This is a genomic window from Desulfitobacterium sp., from assembly GCF_035539115.1.
Lineage (GTDB): Bacteria > Bacillota > Desulfitobacteriia > Desulfitobacteriales > Desulfitobacteriaceae > Desulfitobacterium_A.
Genome location: NZ_DATLJA010000029.1, coordinates 1 through 21,251, shown reverse-complemented (window position 1 = coordinate 21,251; position 21,251 = coordinate 1). Strand labels below are relative to the sequence as shown.

Sequence of the window (21,251 nt, the reverse complement as noted above, 5' to 3'; positions counted from 1 at the left end):
AAACGTTTAGATTCTCTTAAGTTTAAAATTGATATTGACTGAGAGAAGGATATTCATGCTAAAGCATCCCATTATCAATAAAGACTATATTGATAAATTGCAAGAAATTCGTTATCTAGGAGAAGTCCAGGAGAATGAGTTGGCTCGGAATTCTGAGCAGGATAAATCCATGATCATTAATCATGGTCATTGCATGCAAATTTTGACTCTGAACGACTGTAATCTGAATTCCTTGTCTGCGGAATATGAAGTGATCGGCTGGATCGAGAGAACAGAAGAAATTCCGTATGATTTTATCCTCCATGATCCGGTACAGCAGAAACATTATATTGCCCTTTTGCACGGACGTACTGATGATTGGCCGCTTTTCAGTGTTCAGCCAGAGGGATATACCTGTGCTCGGTCAAAAATGGGTTCAGACTGGAATTGTCGATTATGTGTCAAGTATTTTGGGACGGTGTGTATAGGCCGATGATAGATGATAAAGAAAACTTGGCTTGCGCCAAGCCTCTAGCGTAGGCGGAAGCCTTAGTTGCACTTATGCTATCTGCCCAAAACTTATACTTTCTGTTAGTATAAAGAAAACCTGCTTTAGGAAGAGCTCAATTCTCAACCAAAAGCAGGTTTTATTGGACTTATTTTAAGAGCGTATCGCGTCTTTGTTCATACTCTTCGGTATCAATCTCTCCACGCGCGTATTTTTCACGCAATATGTTTAGAGCCTCATTGTGGTTAAATCCTAGGAAAGAGCCAGAATTGTGCTTTCTATAGCGATGGACTAGGACTAAAATAAGGAGAATAACCAAAATCCAGAAGATAGCATGAACTCCTATTCCTAAGAGTCCCATCCTGCCGAAGTCTCCACCATACCCGCTAAAGTAACCCAGTCCGCAGCCTCCACCATACCCTCCCCAATTACCGGCGTAATTACTAATCATAAGAATCAATCCTCCTATTTCGTTCAATATTCCTCTTGTGAGCTGTCCTCATGGGTTCATAGACTTTTAATAAGCTTTTACTTTGCTTTATCTTAAGCTTATCATACGCTAAAAAGCTTATAATCTCATGAATTAAATGTGAACTTTTCGTGAATTAAAGATTTGTATGGCCTGCATTGAGGTCTACTCCAGCCTTGTGTATAGGAATTTTTTTTAAAGCTTGCGGAATTATACCGAAGACATTGGGATGGTCGATCCCGTTTGGAAGTTAGAATTGGCGATAAGTGCGTCGAAGTTTGCTATTGGAATGATTAGACTTAAAAATTCATAAACATATTAGAAACATTGCGAATGAGGGAGAAGTATGGCTTCGAAGAAAGAACGGGATTGGTCGACGACTCTCGTCACTTATTCTACTGTGATTTTCGCGATCGTTTCCTTGATTACAGCCTACATAACGATTACTTCCTGGCGGGCACAGCGCCAAGCGGACCGTCCCTATTTCAGTGTGAAGGAATCTCCTACCGTTGAGATACAAAAAGAAATAACATTTGAATTTGAATTTACCAACGTGGGTAAACATTCGGCTTCAAATTTAATGAGCAATACCTATGTTTTTGATCAAAGCTTAAATGTTAAACCTGTTCATGTGGATGAGTACGCCTTGATTAACGATATTCCACGTGAAACAACGACTCGCCTAATGATCCAGCTTGCTTCCAAAGACATCTCACCTGCAGAGGGTAAGGTTCCTCCCCAGTACATTGTCATCCATCTAACCTACTCTGATCCTGTCCTAAATCAAACCTATCAACAAGCACTTTATATGAAATGGGCGGGAGTAGAGGGCGGGCTGGAACACCCCTTAGTCTATGCGCATACGAGCGAAAAGGATAAAATTCTCAATTACCTTAAGGCTTATCATTTAAAAGTGTAGTGTTATGGCTTGTGCTTAGCGAGCACGGCTTTAATCGTCAACCAATCGATTTCTTCAGGTAGGGCGTCCTTAATCGGACGTAATTTTTCCCTGCCAACTTGTTGAATAACTGTAAGAATGAGCTCTTCTTGTCCAGTCGGGATTAGCTTCTCCCAAGGAATGACGTCACCTTCATCCTGGCAGCGGATAAGGTGGTCTTGAATTGTAGGTAAGGATAAATTCCGTAAGGAGGCAATTTTCTCTAACGTTTTTCCCTCCTGAAAAAGTTCAAGGGTTTGAAGATGACTTGGGACTTTCGCGGAAGGATTTGTAGCGAAATCTGATTCGCGAGCAGGTTGCCGATCCTTTGCTTCTTGAGATTTTTGCTCTGAAGGGGTTAAAGTCTGTTGATTAATGGCCATTTCTTGCTTAAGGTCATCAGGTGTCTCCTGTTTTTCCATAAGAAAAGCTTGAATCTCCTCGATAAATTCCGCCCCATATTTTTCAAGTTTCTTTTCCCCTACCCCACCTAAGCGGATAAAACCAGCACGATCAGTTGGGCGAGTTTCAGCCATTTCCCGAAGTGTGCTATCAGCAAAGATCATATAAGGAGGCAGATTTTCCCGAGAAGCGAGGTTACGTCGAAGGAGGCGAAGTCGTTCAAACAAGGTTTGGAGGTCAGAACTGGATTTTATAATCTTACGGGACATCTTTTGAAAGACCTTCTCTTCCCCTTTCAGAACCGGTATACTTTTCGGTTCGAGCTTAACTATGGGATACTCTCCGGTCGATAAGCGCAAATAGTTTTCTGTCATCAAATAATTCATACGATCTTTGATTTCCTGAACAGACCTCTCGCTCATAATTCCGTATGTTGAGAGTCGGTCAAATTGGAGTTCAAGGACTTTTTTTTGGCGTGAGCCTTTAAGAACTTCAGCAACAAGATTCATTCCAAATCGTTCTCGCATCCGGATAATACAGGAAAAAATCTTTTGCGCATCAACCGTGATATCCACCGTTTCCCGATCATCTAGGCAATTACTGCATTGACCACATTCCTCAGGGACATTCATTTCTCCGAAATACACAAGAATTGTTTTACGTAAGCAGCGCGTGGTATGACAGTAATCCATCATTTCCTGAAGCTTATTAAGTTCATTTTCCCTGCGTTCAGGCTGTAATGTTGTTTGCTCGATCATATGACGTTGCAGTACGACATCTTGCGGGGAGAATAGAAGAATACATTCGGCAGGTTCGCCATCACGCCCTGCCCTACCGGCTTCCTGATAATACGCTTCCATAGTCTTCGGCATATTATAATGAATAACATAACGCACATTCGATTTATCGATGCCCATACCAAAAGCGTTGGTTGCCACGATAATAGGTGCTTTATCATAGAGAAAATCTTCCTGGTTTTTTTGACGGTCCACATCACTCATCCCAGCATGGTATTTTCCGACAGGTAGACCTTTCCCACGCAGAAATGTCTGCAGGGCATCGACTTCTTTACGTGTGGCAGCGTAGATGATTCCTGACTCATCGGAATGAGTTTTAACGTAATCTAATAGGTAAACTCTGCGGTTCTCCCCGCGGAGGGTTGAGAAGGTGAGGTTGGGCCGATCAAAACCTGTAACGAAAACTTTAGGATCTTGAAGTTTTAACAGGCGAAGGATATCCTCTTTGACTTCTTCAGTTGCCGTAGCGGTAAAGGCACCAATTAACGGGCGTGCTTGAAGTCGTTGTAGGAATTGCCCAATTCGGAGATAGCTTGGGCGGAAATCATGACCCCATTGGGAAACACAATGGGCCTCATCAATAGCAATAAAAGAAAGCTCAATGGTTTCAAGGAGGGCGAGGAAACTTTCCGTTTCCAAACGTTCGGGAGCGATATAGAGTAATTTAAATTCTCCGCGCTTTGTCTGTTCAATACGGGATAAGGTTTCACGGGGAGAAAGCGAACTATTAATAAATGTGGCTGGGACACCATATTCCTGGAGCGCATCCACTTGGTCCTTCATTAAAGAAATAAGCGGAGAAATAACGAGGGTTACCCCTTTAAATAAAAGTGCAGGGATCTGATAGGCTAATGATTTCCCTGCGCCAGTCGGCATAATTGCTAAGGTATCCTTTCCTGAAAGCAAACTTACGATGACTTCATTTTGTCCTAACCGAAACTGGGAGTAACCGAAATAATGCTGTAACGTTTGCAAGGCTTTATCCATCATAAAAAACAACTCCTTAGGAAGGGTTCTCTTTTAATTACGCGATAAAGGTTAAAGTTCTATTGGTAGCGAACTTCCTTTTTCATCTAGATCAAAAAGCTCCACAAGCTCTTTCTCGGTCAACTTAGAAATCATAGTTTCACCCGGCTGTATGACAGCTTGAATAAGTGCCTTCTTCTTTTCCTGTAGGACCAGGACTTTTTCTTCGATCGTTCCTTGCGTAACGAGTTTAATGACCTGCACGGCATTTTTCTGACCGATTCGGTGAGCTCGGTCTGTTGCCTGATCTTCGACGGCCGGGTTCCACCAGGGATCAAAATGGATCACCATATCCGCACCAGTCAGGTTGAGCCCAGTTCCGCCAGCTTTTAAAGAAATAAGAAAGATCTGACCTACCCCATTGTTGAATAACTGAACCATTTTCATCCGATCTGTTGATTTGGTTGAACCCCTCAAATAAAAATGTTCAATCTTCTTGGAGATCAGATGTTTTTGGATGATATCGAGCATGGTTGTGAATTGGGAAAAAACCAAAATACGATGACTGCTGTCTAGGGCATTGGCGATGACTTCCTCAAACAGTTGCATTTTGCCGCTTCCTCCCGTGTAATTTTCAACGAACATCGCGGGATGGCAACATATCTGACGAAGTCGGGTAAGTGCGGCGAGAATCTTAATCTGACTTCTTTCAAAACCGACAGAGGCGATCTCTCGGGCAATATTTTTTTGGGCTTCCTGGAGAAAGGCGAGATAAATCTTCGTCTGTTCTTCCGTCATCTGAGCGCTCATCCGGGTTTCAATCTTATCGGGAAGCTCTAAGAGAACATCCTTTTTGAGACGACGCAAGATAAAAGGAGTAACGTGCCGACTGAGCTCGATCAGAGGTTCAGAATCATCCCCTTTGACGATAGGAATTTCAAACTTCTTCCGAAAATCAGGGTGTGATAAAAGATACCCTGGCATGATAAATTGAAAGATGGACCAAAGTTCTGAGAGCGAATTTTCGATCGGAGTTCCGGTCAACGCAAAATATCCTTTAGCCTGGAGTTGTTGGACGGATCTGGCATTGATTGTTTGCGGGTTCTTAATGTGTTGTGCTTCATCCAAAAAACAATAGGAAAATTCGAGATGCGCATAAGTCTCCGTATCGCGCCGCAGGAGCGGATAAGAAGTCACCACAAGATCCCAACCGTCGAGATCAGCAAGTAGGTCTTGCCTTACCTGGGGAGGGCCATCGACAACGAGGACGTTCAATTCCGGAGCAAATTTGAGGGCTTCCTCCTGCCAGTTGTAAATCACGGAAGTTGGGGCGACAACGAGCGCAGGTTGGGAAGCAGTCGGTTTCTCAGAAAGAATGAAAGCAAGGACTTGTAAGGTTTTGCCGAGACCCATGTCATCAGCTAAGATTCCGCCTAGACCATAGGCAGCCAAAGTTTTTAACCATTGAAACCCTGTTTTCTGATAATCACGAAGCACATTTTGAAGGGAAGGTGGAATCTCAAAATCTCCGTCATGCGGTTCGAGGATACTCTGGACCAGTTGCTTAAACGCCTTGTTACGCTGGATTCCAGGTAAATTGGCCTGACGAAGATAGTTATCGATATAGAGAGCGCGATATTTCGGGAGTCTGAGAACGGTTTGCTCCAGGTCTTCTGCTTTGAGATCCAAATAATCAACGAGCCGAGCCACGGTTTCCAATTCGGGCTGGTGCAAATTGAGGAAGGAGCCATCTTTAAGGCGGTAGTACTTTTTCTTAAGGTTCAGTGCCTGGAAGATATCGGCTAATTCTGTCTCGTCAATATTGCTATATTGAAAGGATATCTCAAGTAAATCCAGCTTTTCATCCAAACGAACAGCCCCAGCAAATGAGACCGAGTTATGAATAGTTAGTTTAAAATCATCAGAGTAAAAGATTTCAGAGAGTTCTTGGAGTTGGGGAAGATAGGTTGTGGCAAATTCGAAGATCTTATGGTCATCTTCCAGATGAATTTTCCCTTGATTAACGCTGAATTCTGCGAGTTCGAGCAGAGTTAAGACTTTGCGCTCTTCTTCAACAGCACGGATTAAAATCACATCGTGGGAATCCTTGAAAGTATGGGTTCCTCCTACTGGCGCAAAGGGATTGATGGAGTTTTCCCCATAATGGAACTCAACCCGAGCAGCGATACCATCATCATTGCCCCGTTCAAAATAAATCTGGGTCACGAGGTTCTCTCGGCTGAACTTTTCGGCGAGTCCAGGGGCAATCGAAACCTTGCCCATTTTTTCGAGCGAGGGTAGTGCTTCGGAAATGAAAAATTCTTTGCTGTCAGAGGGTAAGATCAAGGTTGAAGAGTATTCTTGATGTATTGCCTTGAGCATTGAAGGAAGAATTTCTTGTTGAGCCGGAGTCGCTTGGTAAATTTTCTGCTGGTATAAGAAATAACTCGCATCCGGAAGTAATTGAAGGGGAAGCTCTTCTACGTCTAACGTCAAAGCAAGATTTTCCGCCTCGGAATTCAGAGTGAGTTCAAGGGGAAGCGCCTGACGGATAATTTGGGTTTGTAACAGAGGAGCAGATTCTTGATAAAGATTAAAAGGTTTATCCCCAAGAGCATCCAGAAATTTTCTGAAATAGACTCCTTTTAAAGGAATGAGTTTTTTGCTGTTAAAGACTGAGCCAGCATACGTGTTTAACATTTCCGTCCAGGCCATATTTTGTTCATACATTTCGAGCAGAAGGTCAATAATTGGACGGTCTTGGTCGTTAAAGGTTTGCCGATGAGGTTCAAAGGTAAATTGCTTGCCAAATTCCAACGTTTTTCCTTTATATAGGGAATTTAAAAACAGACCAACATCCTTAACGACATAGAGCCGTTGAAAGCCTACTTTTAAGGAAAACTGCGCTGATACTCGGTGTCTTGGAACGACGTAAAGCTCAAGTTCGACCTCAAGATTTAGCTCTTCCATAAAAGTGTCTTGGGCATGGTCTTTAAAAAAAGATAAGAATTCTCGGCTTGAGGAACTGTTAGCCTTCTTCTGGAAAATCAGCGGTAAGGTAACCTGCGTGCTTTTCAGGACGGCAATAATGTGTTTACACGCCCCGGAATGCTGGCTATAGGCGGGGCAACTACAATGATAGCTACTAAGACCGCCCTCTGGTGTAAGTTGAAGCTGGATGAGATATCGTGAAGTTCCGGCAACAAAGGCCTTCACTTTTCGTTCCGCTGCATTATATTCGAGGGGGCCAACCTTCCCTGCTTGATAATACGCAACACCCAGTTGATAAGCCATCGGATAGCTCGCTAGATTTCGTATTTGTCTATCCGTCATTTCTAGACGTAACATGAAAAGACTCCTTTGAATCGTTCCGAGAAAAATTAGGTATAAAATCTATTATAACATAATTCTCCGAAGTTTACCCTTGGACGGCTTATTGAGGGTTGTGGCGCAACGCACATTCGTTTACTTAGTCGCTCTGGGGCTGGCACACTCGCTTCCGTGGGAACTCTGCCAAACCTCAGGGTAGGTAATACCTGAAGTGCGTCTCTCCTGCAAATCCCGAACAGTCCAGTGAACTGTTCGCCCGAAGGTTGCACCCGCGACATCAGGCCCGTAAGCCGTGGTAAGGCTTACGCACTTGTTTCCATGGCCAAGCCCACTGGCGCCGCTAACCCACGGAAGCATCGTGCGCTATAGTCCCCTTCGAGGAGAAGCTACGCTCGTGGGTCCTTTAAGTCATTCTTCTAGACTTTTTCTGAGTAGTAAAGAAAACTTGGCTTGCGCCAAGCCTCTGGCGTAGGCGGAAGCCTTAGTTGCACTTATGCTATCTGCCCAAAACTTATACTTTCTGTTAGTAAAAAAAAGGCATGCTCCTCCTCTATTTTGGGGAGGAGCTGCCTTTTTTAGTTCGAGGTTTCCTTTACCCTTCTCTTTGAAGTTTATGGATTCCTTCCTCAGCCCATTTTGAATTACGCAAAAGAGCCCGGCCAACCCCAATAAGATCAGCCTTACCTTCGGCTAGGAGCTGTTCTGCTGCTTCTATCTCAGTGATGCCACCGGTCAGAATAACTGGAATTGATACCACTTTTTTTATTCCTTCGGTGAGGTCGGAAAAGTATCCTTGATCCGATCTTCCAGGTAAGCTAAAGCCACAGAAACCACCCGAAATGTCAAGCCCATTGATGCCTGCTTTTTCAAATTCTTGAGCTGCAATTAGGCTATCCTCGAGAGTCGTTCCCCCTTCCATAAAGTCGGAAGCTCCAAGTCTCAAGAAAATAGGATAATCAGGTCCAACTTCAGATCGAACAGCTTCAATCACTTGAAGATGAAGCCGAATTCGGTTTAAAAGTGTACCTCCATATTCATCGGTACGCTTATTCGTAAGTGGAGACAAGAACTGGTTCAATAGGTAACCGTGGGCAGAGTGAATTTCGACCCCGTCAAAACCAGCAGCCTTTGCTCGGCGAGCAGCCTCTTTGAAGGCCAAAACAAGCTCAATCATTTCTTCATGGGTCAATTCACGAGGAAGTTTATCTCCATTGCGCAGGTTAAGAACAGCCGAAGGAGCGACTGGTGAAAAACCGGTAATTTCTTCGGTGGTCTGACTTCCAGCATGATTGAGCTGCATCATTGTTTTGGAACCATTCTGATGAATAACTTGGGCTAGCTTCGCTAAGCCTTTAATCATCCGATCGTCGGCGACCGAAAGCTGATTCTGGCTAGCTTTGCCCTCGGGTCGAATATAGCTATGTTCAATGGTGATCAGTGAGAGATATCCTCCTGCTGATTTTTCGGTATAATAGTCAAGAATAGCTTGACTCACTTGGCCATCAGCTTCAGCTTTAGAAGTAGCCATCGGTGGCATGACTAAACGATTGGCCAAGGTTAGTGGACCTGCTTGCAAGGGCAGAAGTAATTTTATCATAAGGAATTCCTCCAATATTTAGGTTAAATTTAGAGAACCTAGAATGCCATCTCTTAATTATAACTCACTATAGATTGGATTACGAATATACCTCATACCCTAAACCGATACCCCGCTCCCCAAACTGTCTCAATATATTGCGGATTTGAAGGATCGCTTTCTATTTTCTCCCGAATTCGGGCAATATGTACAGTTACTGTAGAGGATTCTCCGAAAGCTTCTAAGCCCCAGATTTGTTCAAAAAGTTTGTCTCGACTAAATACTCGATTGGGATATTGAGCGAGAAAGAGTAACACATCGAATTCCTTCTGAGCCAGACTCACTTCTTCGCCTTGAACGAAAACCCGACGCGCCTCTTTTTCTATTTTCAGACCACGAATGGACAAAACCTTCTGCTTGTTGAGCCCTTCGCTGAAGCGTTGTTTTAAGCGTTCGTAATTATCAAGATGAGCCTTGACCCTAGCGACGAGTTCCCCAGGGCTAAAAGGTTTGGTGATATAGTCATCAGCTCCAAGGCTTAAGCCTTTTATTTTATCGATTTCTTCTTTTTTGGCGGAAACGAGAAGAACCGGAATATCCTTATCCTCCTTGATCTGGCGAAGGATATCTAAACCATCGAGACCGGGAAGCATGATATCCAGAATCAGGAGGCAGAATGCGTTATCTGCTGCTTCCAGAACCGTTAATCCTTCCCTGCCGTCCGTACAAATGAGTACCTCAAAGCCTGCGATTTCAAGGTAATCCTTCTGCAGCTCCGCAATACTGAGGTCATCTTCGATGATCAGAATTTTCTTCACGCATTATTCACCTCCTTGAGAATTCACTTGCTTAGAGAAATCAGGATGCTTGTTCCTTCCTGAGCGTGACTGAGTGCCCATATTCTTCCGTTGTGCCCTTCGACGATTTGTTTCGCAATAGCAAGCCCCAAGCCACTCCCTTTGATTTCTCCGCGAGACGTGTCTGAGCGATAGAAACGATCAAAGATATGCGATAAATCCTTTTCCGGAATCCCAATTCCATTGTCTCGAAGCTCGAGAATAACACTGGAAGGGGTTTCACGGAGCGAGATCTGAATGAGCCCTGCCTGCTCGCGATCTTCTTTTGTCATATACTTTCTTGAATTATCTAAAATGTTCATGAGGACTCTGCGAAAACGAGCACGGTCTAACTGGATCGTGTAGGGTTGGGAGAGCTCCTTTTGCAAAGTGAGTTGAATCCCATTTTTAGTACATTCGGGCTCGTTCTCACGGACAAACTCATAAAGATATTCGCTGATGTCCGTTCGTTCGAAATCAAAGGGAAGCTGATTTAGATCAAGTTTAGCGTAAAGCAGCAGATCCTCAATCATTTCGTCTACGAGTTGAGCTTTGGTATAAATCGTTTTTAAATAGCGTTCTTGCTTTTCGGGGGTATTCGCCACTCCATCCATAATTCCTTCAACATAGCCCTTGATGGAGGTGACCGGTGTTTTTAGATCGTGGGAAATGCTTGAAATCAGCATTTTGCGGTTTTCTTCAAACTTTAATTGCGTGTGAATGGAGTCCTTGAGTTTAAGGCGCATGAGTTCGAGATCGCGGCAAAGTTCCTGAAGTTCCTGATCCCCTTCTTCGACAATGGGAAAATCGAGATTACCCCCGCTAATTTCGGTCGCGGCTTTTTTTAAGTGATTTAAAGGAGACAAAATTCTGTGGGCAAACTGATAGGATACAAGAACATTGGTCAAGACGAAGAACAGGATAAAAATGATGGCAACAAAAATAAGAAAATGGGTCATATCGCTTGCTGAAGCAAGATCCACGGGTGCGAGCATTAATACGGTCCCTGTCGATCTCCCGGCTAAGGAGAGCTTAACCGCTTGTACGCTATAGGGCACGTTCCCAATCTTGACGGTCGAGTTTCCCCACTTTGAATTTCCCGCATCCAGACTCTTGGCAATATCGATTTTACTTATATTGTGTGATGTAAAAAGAACCTGTTCATCCTTGAGAATTATGACATCTCCATTGATCGTGGACAAACGATCCTGTATATTCTTCTGAAACTCCGGGGATTCAATCGCCTCTGGCGTCTGTCGTAAAATGCTTTGCTCTATATTCAAAAGTTCAAGTTTAACTTTTGATTGTTTTTGATAATTCTCAAGAGAGAGATCATGGTTTGATAGATTGTTGGAAATGAACAAAAAAGCCATTGCAAACACCACAGTAACGATCAAAGGGATAATCACTGTGGTGGCATTGGTAACGATTAAACGACGTTTTAGGTCCATATTGTCACCCTAAAATTCTTTTTTATCAAAGAAATAAAACCCGGCTGTAAGTAACATTATAGCATACCCCACCATGAGTAAGAACTGGCGAAGGATTTTAAGCAAAGGAAAAGTATTGCTGATCCATAACGTATACCAATCCAATTGGGTCGTCGGGAGTAGACTGGCATACTGCGAAAAGACAAGGCCGAGAACTTTGAATCCGAGAAAGCCAAGGATTGAGATAAAAAAGACGGAAACCCCGCTTTTGAAGAGATTAGCGATCAGGACAATCCCCAAAGCTAAGATAAACTGGGGTAGGATGCTTACAGCATAGGCAAGGACTGTTTTGAGCACGTCACTCGCGGTGGCTGAGCTGACGTTAAATAAAAAACCGGCGATTAAGGAGAGAATGAGGAGCAAGACGAGTATGGTCAGGATAAAAAGGGTAATGGCTGTAATTTTAGCCATGAAAATTTTAAACCGGCTGGCCGGTCGGGTTAAGGTAATTCTCATCGTATTTTGGGCAAACTCTCCTGAGAAACTATCAATCGTCACTAGGGCCGTAAAAAGCGGCAAAATCGTGTTGACGACGACGGACAGCACGAGCATCGGAAACGCGATATTCCCGGCTCCACGAATTCCAAAACCCGTTCTGACCCCAAGGACGCCAAGTTGACCGAGAATAATCACAGCGAGCGACAGAATAACTGCCGCTAAGGCTTTTTTCTTCTTATAAAGTTTTTCCAGTTCGTTAACCAGCGCAATTTGGAATACGGCCATTTCTTTCGACCTCACTCACAAAATAATTTTCCAGGGTGGCATAGTTTCTCAAGATATTTTCGGTGCTCTCAACGTTGAGCATTCTTCCGTTATAGATCACGCCAACGCGGTCACAGGTAAGTTCGACATCATGGATGAGATGACTGGAAATAAAAAATGTGGTCTGCTCGTTTTCCGCTAGGTGTTTAATAAGATTGCGGATATCGATCATCCCTTCCACATCCAGACCATTAAGCGGTTCATCGAGAATGACCACCTTAGGGTGGGTCAGAATGGCAGCGGCCAGCCCCAAACGTTGTTTCATGCCCAGGGAGAACTTTTTAGGTTTTTCATCCTTGAACTTGAGCATTCCGGTCAGTTCAAGGACTTCCTCGATGCGCTGCCGGCTAACTTGCGAGGAATAGCGGGCAAACTGTCTGAGGTTCTCATAGGCCGTTAGATACGGGTAAGATTCCGCCATTTCAATGATACAGCCGACTGAGGCCATAGCTTTCTCGTATTCTTCCATGACGCTCGTCCCGAAAATCTTCACATCTCCGCGGTTCGGACGAATGAGCCCGGTCATGATCTTCATTGCGGTGGTCTTTCCTGCCCCATTGGGACCAAGAAAGCCAAAAATGTCTCCCTTAAAGATTTCAAGGTTAATATCCTCAATCCCCCGACCATTGGGGTAGCGCTTGGTTAGATTTTGGATTTCGATGACTTTTTCTTTATCCATCTACTGGCCTCCAATTAAAAAAGTAAATTCTAAATGAAAATAGCTTTGAATTGTATATAAGTCGGCGAGTCAACCCTTTGCCGTTGAAATTTCTTCTTGAGCAAGGGCTTGGGGCGAAACCCATCCTACGTCGTGAGCAATCTTCAGAGAGGCTTTCTGCCCTGTGACTCGTCCCACTTAAGTAAGAGTAGTTTTGCCCAAGCTTGATATCTGCCCGCGTAGAGTCCTCGTCCAGATGATGCTGCTGCAGAGTGGTAGGTTTACTCTAAATCTGGGCTGAACGTAGAATCAAAAGGTTGGTTCCCCATCATTCTTCCATTAATACCTAAATTGAGTTTTCCAAGATTCTCATCAAAGTGAATATTCCCTTGAGTTTTGACCCCTGCTTCATTTGTAACGTCGAAGTTCACACTATTGGGGTCTTTTTTCTCGCCGCTGTTAAATGGGGCATCAAAGCTAAAATTCTCCTTATTAGCAGCATTTACTTCATAACCGGGTTTATATTCTTCGTAATATTTCCCTACAACATGGTTTTGGTCAAGTTGCGTGATCTCGATAAATCTCTCGCCAATTTTTACGTATTTCCCGTCTTTTTCAATAATCATATCGTTTTTAAATTTGCCGACGAACTTTTCGCGATTCGAGATCTGTTGGGGACCATTTAGATTATTAGCAACTTGTTTATTGACTTTTTGCCCAGTGAGATCAGGTTTAGTCACGACTGTGGAGTTAATCCCAGATAGTTTGAAGAGAATTTCAACCGTAACTTCGTGGTCGTTTCCTTGCTCATCCTTACCGATGATCGTTGCTGTGCCTAAGATGTTTTCCAGAAGTCCTTCCGGGTTGACATGGGCCGAACCTTTGATTTCTTTAACGAAAATGTCTTGAGCGAGTTGTGGGGTTTCTTGATTACGGCCATTCAAATCTTGTTTCAATTGAAAGGAGGCGATAGCATTCACGAGGGTAGGAATTTGAACCTCGCTCAAAGAACCACTGAAATCTTTGGTTCCATCAGGATTTTCTTTGACGATCACTTGGTCTTTCAGGCTTCCAACCACTGCATCGGCAATCTTCTCGACATCCACTGCACGGTTGCTTATAAAGGGATTGTCAAAGGCTTTAACCTTCTGGGGCTTGGTGAATTCGGTAACATTGAACGCTTGCTCTTCGTCATTCTTCCGGATTATGGTCACAGGATCTGTGTAACTCCGACTATTGTATTTTCCACTCACAATGCCTTCACGAGAAGATATATTCTCTTCAGCACTTTTACTCCGATCATATTTATGAATCTCATTTTGGGAGGTTAGCGTTTTACCATTGTCCTTCAGGACCATGGTAAAATCCATCGTATAACTATTAAGTTTATCACTGCAATTCTCAGCGGTGACTTTAAGCGTGTCTTTTAATTGGTCATACCCGCTCTTGCTCGCAATGTCCGCCAAGGCTGTCGTGGCGAAGATCAAGCTGCCGAGAGCAAAACTCACGATCATGGCGGTCTTCTTTTTAATTTTCATTCTTTGTGACTCCTTTATTTTACTTCAGGAAGCTTCCCTAACTGTATTCTAACGCAAACACATTGATTTTCTGTTAACAGAATCTAAACAAAGTATAAACTTTCCAAATGAACGTAAAAAAGTTAAAAAAAACACGCTAAGCGATAAATAAGAAAGTAGGAAAGATGGGAAAATAGCAGAGAATTTGACCTTGTGTTATAATTAAAGTTATTTTATAAAAAGAACGTATTACAGCTGAAGACTAGGGGGAATTCATATTATTCAGATTGGTAAATTTAATCGACTTCAAATATCAAATCTCGTGTCCATTGGGGCCTATCTCGATGCGGGGACCGGAAACCGCATCGATAATGTATTGTTGCCGGAAAAGCAGCGGCCAATTGAGGCAAAAGCGGGTGACTTCCTTGATGTTTTTATCTACCGAGATTCCGAAAACCGTTTGATCGCGACGACCCGGACTCCTCTTGCTCAAGTTGGAGATCTTGCCTATCTAACGGTTACCGCCAAAACGGGAATTGGAGCTTTTTTGGAGTTCGGGCTAGAGCGGGGTTTGTTTTTACCGTTTAGTGAACAAAAATTCCCTATTGTACTAGGAAAAAGTTATTTAGTCTCTGTCTACATTGATAAAACGGATAGACTTTGTTGTACAACGGATATCTCTGAATTTCTAAGCTCGGATGCGCCTTATCAAAAAAACGACTCAGTCATAGGAACAATATATCAGATTCAGCCAGAATTTGGCGCCTTCGTAGCCGTGGATAACCTATATAAGTCACTTATTCCGAACACGGAGAATTTTACCGATCTTCATGTGGGAGATCGAATTCAGGCGAGGGTCATCCGGGTTCGGGAAGATGGCAAACTCGATCTTTCGACACGTAGGCTTTCTTATGAGCAAATGAGTATCGACGCCCAGCATCTTCTCAAAGCGATGCAAGAAAATGACGGAAATCTTCCTTTGGGTGAAAAAGCAAGTCCGGCGGAGCTTGAGAAGATGTTTAAAATGAGTAAGTCTGAATTTAAACGGGCGATCGGTGGTTTACTTAAGTCTGGAAGAATTCAGAAGACGGAGAATGGTTTTAAACTCAAGTCTGGAAACATTGAGAGCTAAACATAGGTAGTCAGTAATATAGGGAATAAAGAACGTACAAAAAGAGCAAGAAACCCCTAATTCGAGGAATTCTTGCTCTTTTACTTATCTATCCAGAGATTAAGTCTACTTCCGTTTTCTTAGGGCCTTGGGTTTATCCAGAATTTCGGCCCACACCACCGCGCGCATTAGAACGGCATCGGCAGGGAAGTAGTTTAGGAATAAGCCTTGAGATTGGGAAGAAATTTCAGGCGTAATCGGGGTTCTGAGTTCAGAAATACGCTCCTTAGCATCATTTCCTGATAACACTGAAGTCCCTTCTCGCCCAGAAGTTCCTTCTGTTCCAGAGGACCCCTCAATCCCAATCGTACCCTCATTCCCAGAAGTACCCTCCTCTCCAGCAGTTCCTTCAACACTAATTGTTCCTTCAGTGTCAGTTAAGCCTTTCTTAGGATACTCATTAAAGCTTTTAAATTCGTCCCAAATGTGTCCTGACTCTTTCAGGGGTCCTTCCTGAGTAAGCCATTTGGGAAGCTCGAAACTCCGAGGATCAAAACCTCGAGCCCAAGGAGAAGGTTGGTCGTGCGGTTTTGAACCAGGTTTTCCTTGAAGCTTATTATTGGCCGAGGATAAGGCTACAAGGATAATCACGATAATTGGTAACCAGGAAAATATATCCATGGGTATCCCTCCCTACTACTTTTTCGGGCTGGGATCGCCAGACTCAACCTTGCCGGAACCGGCGATATTTTCTCTCATTGAGGTATCGGCCATGATATTTTTCATATTGTAATAATCCATGACTCCCATTTTTCCTTCTCTTAAGGCCGCAGCCAAGGCTCGAGGAACTTCAGCTTCTGCTTCAACAACCTTTGCCCTCATTTCTTGGATGGAGGCTTTCATCTCTTGTTCTAGGGCAACTGCCATCGCGCGACGCTCTTCAGCTTTTGCCTGGGCAATACGTTTATCCGCTTCAGCTTGATCGGTTTGAAGTTGTGCCCCAATGTTCTTACCAACGTCCACATCGGCGATGTCAATCGAGAGGATTTCAAAGGCCGTTCCTGAATCGAGTCCTTTGGCTAGAACGGTACGAGAAACCAAGTCTGGATTTTCTAAGACCTGTTTGTGCGAGAGCGATGAACCAATGCTTGTGACAATTCCTTCACCGACCCGAGCAATAATCGTTTCCTCTCCTGCACCACCAACAAGACGATCAAGATTGGTGCGCACAGTAACGCGAGCCTTCACTCTTAATTCAATCCCATTTTGTGCCACTGCGGAAACGATTGGAGTTTCAATAACTTTAGGATTAACAGACATTTGAACGGCTTGGAGAACATCTCGGCCAGCGAGATCGATTGCGGCGGCTCTCTCAAAAGGCAATGGAATCTCGGCACGTTCAGCCGCAATTAAAGCGTTAACCACTTTATCCACATTCCCACCCGCTAAAAAGTGAGCTTCTAATTGGGAGGTTGAGATATCTAAACCCGCTTTATGGGCTTTAATTTGTGGATTGACAATTCTCGAGGGAGTGACTCTCCGTAGTCTCATTCCAATTAGTGTGATGATCCCAATATTAACCCCAGCCGCTAAAGCTGATACCCAGAGTCCGATCGGAATAAAAGTAAACAAAATCCCGATAATTAGAAGGGCTATTGCTAAAAGAATCAGTGACATAATCGTACTTGCCATTTTTCACGCCCGGTAACGGGCTTCACCTTCGCTTTCTCTCTTGATTATTTTTACTGTGCTATTCCTCTCTCACAATCACACGGGCACCTTCAACGTCAATAACTTTAATTTTTGATCCTTGTGGGATAAACCCTCCTTCGGTTACCACATCAAGACGTTCCCCTGCGAAATCCGCGGTCCCGGCTGGGCGAAGCTGACTGAGAGCTACCCCTTCCCGGCCAAGAAAGTTTTCATAACTAAGCTTGGAAGCAACATAGCCGGCTGCTTTAGTTTGACGGGTACTTAGAGAAAATCTTTGCCAAAATTTGCGTGTTCGCGAAAAGCGAAAACTGAGAAGTACTATGATTCCTATGGCGAGTAACATCCCGCCAATGTATAAGAGGGCTTGTAAGGCGGAATCCACGGTAAGAAAGATTCCAACTGAGAATAAGATAATCCCTAGTAGTCCTAGAATTCCTCCAGGAACAAAGATCTCTAGAAACAGTAAAATGATTCCTAAGATGAATAGAGTTGATGCTAATCCCGGCCCCATCGTTCTTCTCCCCTCTCAAACTTAAATTCCACGTTACGAACTCTCGCCGGGTTCCTTAAAAATGAAAATTACGGAGATCCATGCTAATAGACTATTCGCTGTCAGCACCTAATTATACTTCTAATTGGGGGATAAGGCGAGACACTTCTAGTTGTAACTTCTTGGATGTATAGCTACAATAATAGTTATACCTAAATAATTCGGATAGAAATCTAAAGAAAAGACAATCTAAGTTCTATCTTAAAGGAGTAAGCGCGATGAGTCAGCCTCTTTATCAGGATTCCTTGGAAAGACCTTCGACACACCCTTTGGAAAATCCTCCTAGCTCTAGACTTTCCAAAGGCTTGATCTGGATCATGGCCATCGGAGCAGGAGCCTCAGTAGCCAATCTTTACTATAATCAGCCCTTACTCGTTGAGATGGCTCAAACTTTTCAGGTGTCGGCAAGTCGAATTGGAAATATTTCGATGCTCACTCAAATCGGGTATGCCTTAGGTATGTTTTTCTTTATTCCACTTGGAGATTTGAGGGAACGCAGGAAATTGATCACGAATTTACTTGGGGCGGTAATTCTCGCCTTACTGGCAATGGCCTTTGCCCCTGATATTACGATGTTGGAGCTTGCGAGTTTTGCTGTAGGAGCAACAACTATCGTTCCACAGCTGATCGTACCGTTCGCGGCGCAATTGGCAAAGCCGCAGGAACAGGGGCGAGTGGTCGGACTCGTCATGAGCGGACTCTTCTTTGGAATTTTACTGGCACGCCTGGTGAGTGGAATGATCGGACACTTCTTAGGTTGGCGAATGATGTACTTAATTGCTGCCGGGTTCATGTTTATTTTAATGCTCCTTCTTAGGACCTATCTTCCCAAATGCGAACCAGAAAATTCTCGGATCCCCTATCCCCAAGTGATGCGCTCACTTGGACAACTCGTTATCAAACAACCCGTACTTCGAAAAACTTCCTTCATGGGAGGAATGCTTTTTGGTGCGTTTAGCCTATTCTGGACGACTTTAGTCTTTTTTTTAGAACAACCTCCTTATGCTTATGGAAGCGAGGTCGCCGGTCTTTTCGGACTCGTTGGAGTTGTTGGGGCTTCAATGGCTCCCCTCGCAGGTCGTCTCGCGGACAAAAATAGCCCTCGTTCTGTTGCCGGGGTTGCGGCAGGAATCGCTCTTCTCTCCTTTGTGATTTTAGGGCTCCTTGGAAAACAACTGTGGGGCTTAATCCTAGGTGTTATTCTTTTAGACTTGGGCGTTCAGAGCGCCCAGATTGCCAATCAGACCCAGATCTATACGCTTATCCCCAATGCCAGGAATCGACTGAACACAGTTTATATGGTCACCTATTTTGGAGGCGGAGCACTGGGCTCGACCTTAGGAGTATACCTCTGGAGTGTTAGAGGCTGGCAAGGAGTTTGCTGGGGAGGACTAAGTATGGTACTTCTAAGTTTAATTGCCTGGGGGCTCAATTTTCGGGAACATGGACCTAAAAATTGAATCGAATATCTTGAAGGACAACAATGAGAAAGATTAGAGGCCATGGGGTAATCCCTATGGCCTCTATTAATTATGAACGTGATCTATGAAATTGTACGGATTGCTATTAAGCTGAAGTTGATTCATCGTACTCCCGATTTTAAGGGTTCCTAAATTTGGCCAACCAAAAATGCGTGCATTGCCCTGAGTGCCTCTTCTCAGAACTTCATCCTTGGGCAGTCCTGCTTCAATCAGCCAAGAGAGTTCATCAAAAAAGCCATCTCCATGCGGAACAAGAAACGCGCCTGCATCTGTACCAACCCCGATTAAAACGCCCAGTTGAAAGGCTTCTTGAATCTTCGCCAAATGCCTTTGCAGAATTTGAGTTAAGACGGCCTTCTCCTGTTCGGAATAACGCTCGACGTCGTATTTTAAGATATTCCCGATCGGTGCGACAGTAGGTACCCAAGCGATTTTTTTGGCTTGCATGCGTTTTAATTGTTCTGTCCTCAAATAATACCCATGCTCAACCGAATCAACATCCGCTTCAATCGCGACAGATATCCCCTCTGCCCCGCTCGCATGGGCCATTACGGAAATTCCTCGATCATGGGCACTTTTCACGAGTTCTTTGAGATCCCCAACGCTCCACTGCACGGGTCCGACGACTCCGTAAGTATCAAATTTGATAATTCCCGTAACCACAATTTTGAGCTGATCTAATCCTTGTGTAAAGAAGGCTTCTTGCTGGTCTTTCCAATCTGAGATCGTTTTGAAGCCTCGTCCAAGGAAGCGACCGTACTTGCCTTGCCGGTTTACTGCTTCGCGGACCGATAAAATCTGAGGACCTTGCCATTGACCTGAGTCCACCTTTTGCTTAGCCTGCCAGGCGAATCCTGGAAGATCTCCCCCATCTCGAATTGCAACAATCCCTCTTGTGAGATAATCCCTTAAATATTTCTTGATGTTTTCGTCAATAAGTTCAGGTCTTGCCCAGTTGTCTAAACACTGGTAAAAGTCAAGGCTATCCAAGGCAAGGTGGACATGAGCATCTAACCAGCCAGGCATTAGGTAATAGGAGTCCCAAGAAAAGACTTCCTGAGAAGTAAGAGACATTGGGTCTTTGTTAGCCAAAGTATTTTGTGGTTCATCGATAGATTCTAAGGCAATAATCTTCCCTGCCTGCCATTTCACGTAGGTGGGTTGCGGAGTTAACCCCTTTTCAGGACTCCAATACCCAGCCAGATAGGCTTGGCCTGATTCAGGAATCTTCCAAATTTCACGCTTGGAACTGCAAGAAATCTCCATAGCTGCTCACTTTCACTTTACATGCTTTCCTCAAGTAAGTGACAATTAAAGAATTGTAAATGGATTATTGTTATTAGAGCCCTTCGAGCTGATCTCTTGTAAGGTTTTTCGGAAATTTTGAAGCGTTTGCGCACCCACGATTTTGTATTGATCATTAATCATGAATGTTGGTGTAGCGGTAATGTGATCTTTTTCTGCCTGCTGCTTGGCTTCAATTAAGCGTGTTTGATAGCGGTTTTCTTGAAGAGCATTTTTAAGTTCCTGAGGATCTAAATCGACATTTTGGGCTAAGTCAAGAAGGACATCAATTTCTCCCAGGTTTTTTCCTTCTGTAAAATTAGCGTAAAGTAATTGATCATGATATTCATGGAATTTACCATGATCACGTGCATATTCGCTGGCCTGCAACGCAAGATTTGTATTTGCAACCCAAGACGTCTCTTTAAAGATAAGACCATATGCAGCACCCATTGAGTTTAGTTGCTCCTGCATGCCTTGCGTGTTCATTCCCGGAAAGAATTGAGTAATTGCTATGCCCGGTTTGGGGATTTCCGGATGGAGCTCATAACTCATCCATTCATCTTGTATTTCAAACTCTTTTTTTAATTCTTTGACAATCCCGTTGCCAATGTAACAGAACGGTCAGGTGTAGTCTGAGTATACTTTTATGGTGAATACCATAGATATTCCTCCTTTTGATTAACTCGTTTTATCCTTATTGTACCACTTTTATAAAGAAAACCCGGCTTTCGCCGAGCTTTAGCGATAAAGAAAACTTGGCTAGCACCAAGCCCTAGCGAAGGTGGTAGGCCTAGTTGCCTTATCCTGCCGGACTTAACCACTTGCATCGTAGGATAAAGAAAACTTGGCTTGTGCCAAGCAAAGCGAAGGCAGAAGCCCTAG

Annotated in this window: 19 protein-coding genes; 4 read left to right on the top strand and 15 right to left on the bottom strand. The window is 43.9% G+C overall.

What is annotated here, in order from left to right:
• Positions 1-55 precede the first annotated feature (55 nt).
• The gene (locus VM640_RS05170) at positions 56-475 is read left to right on the top strand and encodes a hypothetical protein (protein ID WP_325390354.1); all 420 of its coding nucleotides are present in this window, start codon (positions 56-58) and stop codon (positions 473-475) included.
• Between the two features lie 160 nt (positions 476-635).
• Here VM640_RS05170 and VM640_RS05165 read toward each other — a convergent pair whose 3' ends face one another.
• Positions 636-938 (bottom strand): SHOCT domain-containing protein, encoded by a 303-nt coding sequence (locus tag VM640_RS05165; RefSeq protein ID WP_325390353.1) that lies wholly within the window; start codon positions 936-938, stop codon positions 636-638.
• Positions 939-1,302: 364 nt separating this feature from the next.
• On the opposite strand from VM640_RS05165, the gene VM640_RS05160 reads away from it, so the two are divergent.
• A complete protein-coding gene (locus VM640_RS05160) occupies positions 1,303-1,875 on the top strand; it encodes a hypothetical protein (RefSeq protein ID WP_325390352.1) in 573 nt (190 codons plus the stop codon).
• A 2-nt stretch (positions 1,876-1,877) separates the two neighbouring features.
• On the opposite strand, the gene recQ is transcribed toward VM640_RS05160, so the two are convergent.
• The 9 genes from recQ to VM640_RS05115 all read right to left on the bottom strand — a co-directional run bounded on the left by recQ (position 1,878) and on the right by VM640_RS05115 (position 14,248).
• Positions 1,878-4,082 (bottom strand): DNA helicase RecQ, encoded by a 2,205-nt coding sequence (gene recQ / locus VM640_RS05155; RefSeq protein ID WP_325390351.1) that lies wholly within the window; start codon positions 4,080-4,082, stop codon positions 1,878-1,880.
• A gap of 48 nt (positions 4,083-4,130) precedes the next feature.
• Positions 4,131-7,406 carry a DEAD/DEAH box helicase gene (locus VM640_RS05150; RefSeq protein WP_325390350.1) on the bottom strand — a complete coding sequence of 1,092 codons (3,276 nt, stop codon included), beginning with the start codon at positions 7,404-7,406 and terminating at the stop codon, positions 4,131-4,133.
• Between the two features lie 117 nt (positions 7,407-7,523).
• Positions 7,524-7,745: a hypothetical protein gene (locus VM640_RS05145; protein WP_325390349.1), complete on the bottom strand. Its 222-nt coding sequence runs from the start codon at positions 7,743-7,745 to the stop codon at positions 7,524-7,526.
• A gap of 235 nt (positions 7,746-7,980) precedes the next feature.
• The gene (locus VM640_RS05140) at positions 7,981-8,985 is read right to left on the bottom strand and encodes an NADH:flavin oxidoreductase (protein ID WP_325390348.1); all 1,005 of its coding nucleotides are present in this window, start codon (positions 8,983-8,985) and stop codon (positions 7,981-7,983) included.
• A 92-nt stretch (positions 8,986-9,077) separates the two neighbouring features.
• On the bottom strand, positions 9,078-9,782 hold the full coding sequence (locus VM640_RS05135; RefSeq protein ID WP_325390347.1) for a response regulator transcription factor: 705 nt from the start codon (positions 9,780-9,782) through the stop codon (positions 9,078-9,080).
• 23 nt (positions 9,783-9,805) lie between these two features.
• Entirely contained in the window at positions 9,806-11,251 is a 1,446-nt protein-coding gene (locus VM640_RS05130; protein ID WP_325390346.1) for a sensor histidine kinase, read from the bottom strand.
• Positions 11,252-11,260: 9 nt separating this feature from the next.
• Positions 11,261-12,013 carry an ABC transporter permease gene (locus VM640_RS05125; protein ID WP_325390345.1) on the bottom strand — a complete coding sequence of 251 codons (753 nt, stop codon included), beginning with the start codon at positions 12,011-12,013 and terminating at the stop codon, positions 11,261-11,263.
• The gene (locus VM640_RS05120; RefSeq protein WP_325390344.1) at positions 11,985-12,731 is read right to left on the bottom strand and encodes an ABC transporter ATP-binding protein; all 747 of its coding nucleotides are present in this window, start codon (positions 12,729-12,731) and stop codon (positions 11,985-11,987) included. The genes VM640_RS05125 and VM640_RS05120 overlap by 29 nt, the downstream gene beginning before the upstream one ends.
• 260 nt (positions 12,732-12,991) lie before the next feature.
• The gene (locus tag VM640_RS05115) at positions 12,992-14,248 is read right to left on the bottom strand and encodes a hypothetical protein (protein ID WP_325390343.1); all 1,257 of its coding nucleotides are present in this window, start codon (positions 14,246-14,248) and stop codon (positions 12,992-12,994) included.
• A gap of 256 nt (positions 14,249-14,504) precedes the next feature.
• Here VM640_RS05115 and VM640_RS05110 point away from each other — a divergent pair, with 256 nt between their 5' ends.
• On the top strand, positions 14,505-15,359 hold the full coding sequence (locus VM640_RS05110) for a CvfB family protein (protein ID WP_325390494.1): 855 nt from the start codon (positions 14,505-14,507) through the stop codon (positions 15,357-15,359).
• 105 nt (positions 15,360-15,464) lie between these two features.
• Here the strand turns inward: VM640_RS05110 and VM640_RS05105 are convergent, their stop codons facing one another.
• Genes VM640_RS05105 through VM640_RS05095 form a run of 3 tightly spaced genes read right to left on the bottom strand, consistent with a single transcriptional unit; the run spans position 15,465 to position 17,562 of the window.
• A complete protein-coding gene (locus tag VM640_RS05105; protein ID WP_325390342.1) occupies positions 15,465-16,019 on the bottom strand; it encodes a hypothetical protein in 555 nt (184 codons plus the stop codon).
• A gap of 15 nt (positions 16,020-16,034) precedes the next feature.
• Complete coding sequence (floA, locus tag VM640_RS05100) at positions 16,035-17,030, bottom strand: flotillin-like protein FloA (RefSeq protein WP_325390341.1); 996 nt, start codon at positions 17,028-17,030, stop codon at positions 16,035-16,037.
• Between the two features lie 58 nt (positions 17,031-17,088).
• Positions 17,089-17,562, bottom strand: a complete 474-nt coding sequence (locus VM640_RS05095) for an NfeD family protein (protein WP_325390340.1) — start codon at positions 17,560-17,562, stop codon at positions 17,089-17,091.
• Between the two features lie 257 nt (positions 17,563-17,819).
• On the opposite strand from VM640_RS05095, the gene VM640_RS05090 reads away from it, so the two are divergent.
• A complete protein-coding gene (locus VM640_RS05090) occupies positions 17,820-19,061 on the top strand; it encodes an MFS transporter (protein ID WP_325390339.1) in 1,242 nt (413 codons plus the stop codon).
• A 66-nt stretch (positions 19,062-19,127) separates the two neighbouring features.
• Here the strand turns inward: VM640_RS05090 and VM640_RS05085 are convergent, their stop codons facing one another.
• Positions 19,128-20,348 (bottom strand): amidohydrolase family protein, encoded by a 1,221-nt coding sequence (locus VM640_RS05085; protein ID WP_325390338.1) that lies wholly within the window; start codon positions 20,346-20,348, stop codon positions 19,128-19,130.
• A 45-nt stretch (positions 20,349-20,393) separates the two neighbouring features.
• A complete protein-coding gene (locus tag VM640_RS05080) occupies positions 20,394-20,978 on the bottom strand; it encodes a DsbA family oxidoreductase (protein WP_325390493.1) in 585 nt (194 codons plus the stop codon).
• Between the last annotated feature and the right edge of the window lie 273 nt (positions 20,979-21,251).

Coding starts and splice junctions, on each gene's coding strand:
- VM640_RS05115 (WP_325390343.1), bottom strand. CDS start 14,248: ATGAAAATTAAAAAGAAGACCGCCATGATCGTGAGTTTTGCTCTCGGC.
- VM640_RS05150 (WP_325390350.1), bottom strand. CDS start 7,406: ATGTTACGTCTAGAAATGACGGATAGACAAATACGAAATCTAGCGAGC.
- VM640_RS05120 (WP_325390344.1), bottom strand. CDS start 12,731: ATGGATAAAGAAAAAGTCATCGAAATCCAAAATCTAACCAAGCGCTAC.
- VM640_RS05145 (WP_325390349.1), bottom strand. CDS start 7,745: ATGCTTCCGTGGGTTAGCGGCGCCAGTGGGCTTGGCCATGGAAACAAG.
- VM640_RS05095 (WP_325390340.1), bottom strand. CDS start 17,562: ATGGGGCCGGGATTAGCATCAACTCTATTCATCTTAGGAATCATTTTA.
- VM640_RS05090 (WP_325390339.1), top strand. CDS start 17,820: ATGAGTCAGCCTCTTTATCAGGATTCCTTGGAAAGACCTTCGACACAC.
- VM640_RS05085 (WP_325390338.1), bottom strand. CDS start 20,348: ATGGAGATTTCTTGCAGTTCCAAGCGTGAAATTTGGAAGATTCCTGAA.
- floA (WP_325390341.1), bottom strand. CDS start 17,030: ATGGCAAGTACGATTATGTCACTGATTCTTTTAGCAATAGCCCTTCTA.
- VM640_RS05130 (WP_325390346.1), bottom strand. CDS start 11,251: ATGGACCTAAAACGTCGTTTAATCGTTACCAATGCCACCACAGTGATT.
- VM640_RS05170 (WP_325390354.1), top strand. CDS start 56: ATGCTAAAGCATCCCATTATCAATAAAGACTATATTGATAAATTGCAA.
- VM640_RS05125 (WP_325390345.1), bottom strand. CDS start 12,013: ATGGCCGTATTCCAAATTGCGCTGGTTAACGAACTGGAAAAACTTTAT.
- recQ (WP_325390351.1), bottom strand. CDS start 4,082: ATGATGGATAAAGCCTTGCAAACGTTACAGCATTATTTCGGTTACTCC.
- VM640_RS05165 (WP_325390353.1), bottom strand. CDS start 938: ATGATTAGTAATTACGCCGGTAATTGGGGAGGGTATGGTGGAGGCTGC.
- VM640_RS05160 (WP_325390352.1), top strand. CDS start 1,303: ATGGCTTCGAAGAAAGAACGGGATTGGTCGACGACTCTCGTCACTTAT.
- VM640_RS05140 (WP_325390348.1), bottom strand. CDS start 8,985: ATGATAAAATTACTTCTGCCCTTGCAAGCAGGTCCACTAACCTTGGCC.
- VM640_RS05105 (WP_325390342.1), bottom strand. CDS start 16,019: ATGGATATATTTTCCTGGTTACCAATTATCGTGATTATCCTTGTAGCC.